Genomic DNA, 3,953 nt, shown 5'->3' with positions numbered 1-3,953 from the left:
AGCCTATACGCCTACATATCCGAGGAGTGGAATAATTCTACTTGTGACACAACCCCATACCCGTTGAAGCATCTGGACTGTGGCGATATAACCGACGCAGGCGCAGATGATACTGATTATCTTGAGGAATGGTATATTGAAAACAACTAACCACTACCGCTATGAAGAAGATGTGTTTTTCAGAGCGTTTCGGTCTGCATGACGCTGTTCTTGAAGGCCGGAAAACGCATACAAGAAGAATGATACCACTGTCGGCACTTGCCAAAATCGAAGCCTTTCAGCGTGAATACTACGAGGCTACGCTTGACCGCCTTGACGGAATAGAATTGCTTGAGCAATACTATATCGTTGAAGAAAAGGGCAAATTGCCTTTCAAAGTCGGCGACATTGTAGCCGTGGCACAAAGGTATTGCTCCATCCTTGACGAACTTGAAGACCCCCAAAATTTCTGTTGCATGGGGCATTGGGAGTCTGCAAAAGGAAAACGTGCGCATTACGCCGGCTTTCTGCATCATCCCGGCTTTATGAACAAGATGTTTGTCGATGCCGAAGAAATGCCACACCAAATCAAAATCAAAAGGGTATGGTTTGAACACCTGCAAGACATATCTAACGAGGATTGTCTGAAAGAGGGCATCGATAAATGGACTGCGCAAGGGAAACGTTACTATGGTTTCTTTGATAACGATAAAGGCGTATTCTCGCATCATCCCACTCCACGCGATGCTTATGCCCATCTTATAGAGCGCATATCCGGCAAAGGAACTTGGGCGAGCAATCCCCTTGTTATAGCCTATGAATTTGAAAAGGTAAAGTAATGGGAAGATACACGGCAAATTGCAGATGTGGCGGTGTGGTAGTCATCAGAACCAACAACGCTTTTCGCGTACCGGAACTGCTTACAAAGCATGGATGGCGTTTAATCGACCCATACAAAAGCTCCTACGATATTAAAACCAACTGGCGATGCCCTATGTGCGCGGCAGCTTACGAAAGTCTAAAGAAAGGAAAACTGATATGAAAGAACGTGTATTTTGCGACCTTGAGGGTCTGGCAGGCGTAAGACGGCGTAAAGTCGGTGCATACGCTATTACGGAAGCCGATGCGTTGCAGATAAAGTCTATACTTGAAAGTAAACACGCTTGCACATCCGCAGGCAGTTATGGCGCAATCAATATCTGGAAGACTGATGCCGGCGAAATTCGCGGCGAAGCCATGCAGAACCTTTGCTCCCTTGAAGTGTGCATCTTCGCCACCTACGCAAAAGCCGCAGAATGGGCGCAGAAATGGCTTGACAGGATAAACGGCAGAGATATAGTGGAAACGTCTTTTGACGAACCTAACTACGCTTTTAAGCGCGACGTGGAACGTATTATGATGGCTTCGCGTAAGAATATGCTTGATGCTTTCTGTACGGCGGTCTGCAACAACTGGCAGAACCATGACGGCAACGGCAACCCATGCCCTCGGAACTGCTGCCCTAAATTCAACAAATTCGTAGAGCTGATAAAGACCACGCCTATACGTGGACTGGAAACAACCGAAGCCAAAGAAGCTGTAAACAAATACATCAACGACAATGAACCCAGAAAGTGAAGAAATCCGTAAAACGGCCATCAATAACCTTTTGAACGCCGACTCTTTTGTCTGCGTCACGATAAAGAACGGAAGCCTGAATATGGCAAATCTGACCAATCCGGAACGCCTCGGAATAATGCTGCTTGAAATCATGCGCAGCAATCCGGCTTTCGCCAATAGCGTCAATCTTGCTGCCCTCGCCTATGCGCAGGAACAACTACACCATAACACAAACCTAAATCAGCAATAATCAGTATTTAATAAGGCTTTTGTTTGGTGGGATAAAAGTAATTACTTAACTTTGCACCTATAAAGACAAACCAAAAACTTATAACAGTTGAAAAAGAAAATCTACATCTCCCTCCCGATAAGCGGGCGTGACCTTGAGGCAGTGAAACAACGTGCTAACTACATCAAGGAATCGGTTATTGCGGATGATTATGAGGGCGTAACGCCCTTTGACATCTGCCCGGATAGCACGTTGCCGTATTCTGAACTTATGGGGCGCGACATTGCCGGCTTAATGGAGTGTGATGGTGTCTTGTTTGATTTCGACTGGAACGAGTCAAAGGGTTGTCGCATTGAGATGGCGGTGGCTCGCAACTGCAATATCCCCGTCTATAAACTCGCCGATGAAAGGGTTGTGGAAGATGCCGACACACGGCTTTTCACAATCACACTGAATAAGCGTCAGCTTGAATTGTTATCCGAGGCATCCGACTGCCATTCACGGAATACTTGCGGCCAGTTGGATGTAGGTCTTGAAGAAGTCATTGAAAAGGCTATCACAAGAACATACAGCACCGCCGATTTTGACAAACGCCATGAAATAAGCGAAAAGGTCAAGACACTCCTGCGCGAAGTCAAATCCCTTGCGTGGAATTTAGGCCCCGGAAGCAATAAAGGCGTGAAATACGATGATGGAGCTGACATCCTTTTCGACATCCATCAGGTAATCCGTCATCACTTATGGAAGATTAAACCCGAACCGAAATATCATTATACCAATGATGCGGCAGAGGCTATAATCTTCGGAAGTCAACCGGCAATAACCATCAAGACCCTCGCAAGAAATGAATGACAATGTTATCGTAATCGCCGATGTCAGCTCGTCATATTTCTCGGTGGCGCGTTACAGCGGTGGCATAAAGTATAACGGAACGGTTTACATCTATTGCCGTGAACGTGATATTCTGGTAAGAGAAGACTGGGAGAAGTTCTACCGCAAATTACCGTGGGAAACTTTCATCACGGCAGTCAAGACCGGCAAGAAACCCGAACTACCGAAAAAGCCTGCAAGGGTTAAGGCTCAGAGAAAAGAACAACCCGATAATCAACCATCATTATTTGACTAATGGACTTACTGAATCTTATACTCAAGCGGAAGAAATACCGCATGATAACGCTGCACACGATTAACGACGAGCCGATATTCGTTGTAGAGGTGCGCGGTCTGCTATTCTGGCACGTGGTAAAGTCGTTTGAAAGCGACGATGCCGTTTATGCGCGGAACTGCGCCGAGGAGCTTCTGGATACGCTTAACGAGGAAATCCTTTAGCCGATGCCACCGAAGAAAAAGAATCAGACCGTCATCCATGAATTTGCGTGTGAAATTTTCCCACGGAAATTGTGGATAGTCAAGAAGCCGCCACATGGGTATCTGGAGAAGCATTTTCAGACCGCCGACGGCGAAAAGCTCCACGAATATGATGTTGAAGATGCAAAGGCTGTCACTTACAAGGAAATTTACAACATCGACACCGACAAGCTCGGCATCCTGATTGTCTTGCTTGAAAGCAACATCACCGTTTCGGACTGCGCCCATGAAGCTACGCACTTTGCAATGGAAATGTATGCGGCTATTGGCGAAGAAGTCAGCACCAAGCATCAGGAAGTCATGGCGTACCTTGTAGGCTACGCCACCGACTGCATCTATCAAGTAGTTACCAACAAATTCAGACCAATGTTCGATGGAAGCCGAGAAATATCCTAATCCGCAGTTGCCGACACTCGCCATACATTATCAGTTGGGCGACTGGGTACGCGAATATTCATCTATAACCGGAAAGGAATCGCCGGCGATGTATGTCGTGGCCATGTTCAAGGATGTGCTATATCTTGAAATAGACCCCGAACAGGGCGACCCCTTTGAGGTTGATTATGAAGATGTGCGGCCTATCCCACTGACCAAAGAATTTCTCGTTGAAAGGGATATTTACGGAAAGCGCATTGTCAACGATGAACACGGCATAGAGGAAACAATACCCGGTGTTGCATCCAAATGGGATTTGAACGACTGGGTTGACATTCACAAGTATAAAGACAAGTTCATTGCCAAATACCACGGAAGAGGCGATGAGTATCTTCACGTGGTC

General features: G+C 46.5%; 8 protein-coding genes. All 8 read left to right on the top strand.

Translation table 11 applies throughout. The annotated features are described in order from the left end of the window. Nucleotides 1-161: 161 nt before the first annotated feature. The gene (locus tag C5O24_RS11475; protein ID WP_107681851.1) at nt 162-818 is read left to right on the top strand and encodes a hypothetical protein; all 657 of its coding nucleotides are present in this window, start codon (nt 162-164) and stop codon (nt 816-818) included. A gap of 199 nt (nt 819-1,017) precedes the next feature. Continuing rightward, entirely contained in the window at nt 1,018-1,596 is a 579-nt protein-coding gene (locus tag C5O24_RS14340; RefSeq protein ID WP_205961104.1) for a hypothetical protein, read from the top strand. Beyond that, a complete protein-coding gene (locus tag C5O24_RS13825) occupies nt 1,580-1,828 on the top strand; it encodes a hypothetical protein (RefSeq protein WP_124029777.1) in 249 nt (82 codons plus the stop codon). The genes C5O24_RS14340 and C5O24_RS13825 overlap by 17 nt, the downstream gene beginning before the upstream one ends. 87 nt (nt 1,829-1,915) lie before the next feature. Further along, nucleotides 1,916-2,659 (top strand): DUF4406 domain-containing protein, encoded by a 744-nt coding sequence (locus tag C5O24_RS11465; RefSeq protein WP_107681850.1) that lies wholly within the window; start codon nt 1,916-1,918, stop codon nt 2,657-2,659. Then, a complete protein-coding gene (locus tag C5O24_RS11460) occupies nt 2,652-2,933 on the top strand; it encodes a hypothetical protein (protein ID WP_107681849.1) in 282 nt (93 codons plus the stop codon). Before C5O24_RS11465 ends, C5O24_RS11460 begins: the two co-directional genes overlap by 8 nt. Continuing rightward, entirely contained in the window at nt 2,933-3,136 is a 204-nt protein-coding gene (locus C5O24_RS11455; RefSeq protein ID WP_107681848.1) for a hypothetical protein, read from the top strand. Before C5O24_RS11460 ends, C5O24_RS11455 begins: the two co-directional genes overlap by 1 nt. 3 nt (nt 3,137-3,139) lie before the next feature. Next, complete coding sequence (locus C5O24_RS11450) at nt 3,140-3,571, top strand: hypothetical protein (protein WP_107681847.1); 432 nt, start codon at nt 3,140-3,142, stop codon at nt 3,569-3,571. Beyond that, the coding region (locus tag C5O24_RS11445; protein ID WP_439331592.1) for a hypothetical protein at nt 3,549-3,953 on the top strand (405 nt) is incomplete at its 3' end. The genes C5O24_RS11450 and C5O24_RS11445, both read left to right, overlap by 23 nt.

The sequence above is a fragment of the Paramuribaculum intestinale genome, from assembly GCF_003024925.1.
Classification (GTDB): Bacteria; Bacteroidota; Bacteroidia; order Bacteroidales; family Muribaculaceae; genus Paramuribaculum; species Paramuribaculum intestinale.
The sequence above is the reverse complement of the archived record's forward strand: the minus strand, read 5'-3'. Positions and strand labels throughout refer to the sequence as shown.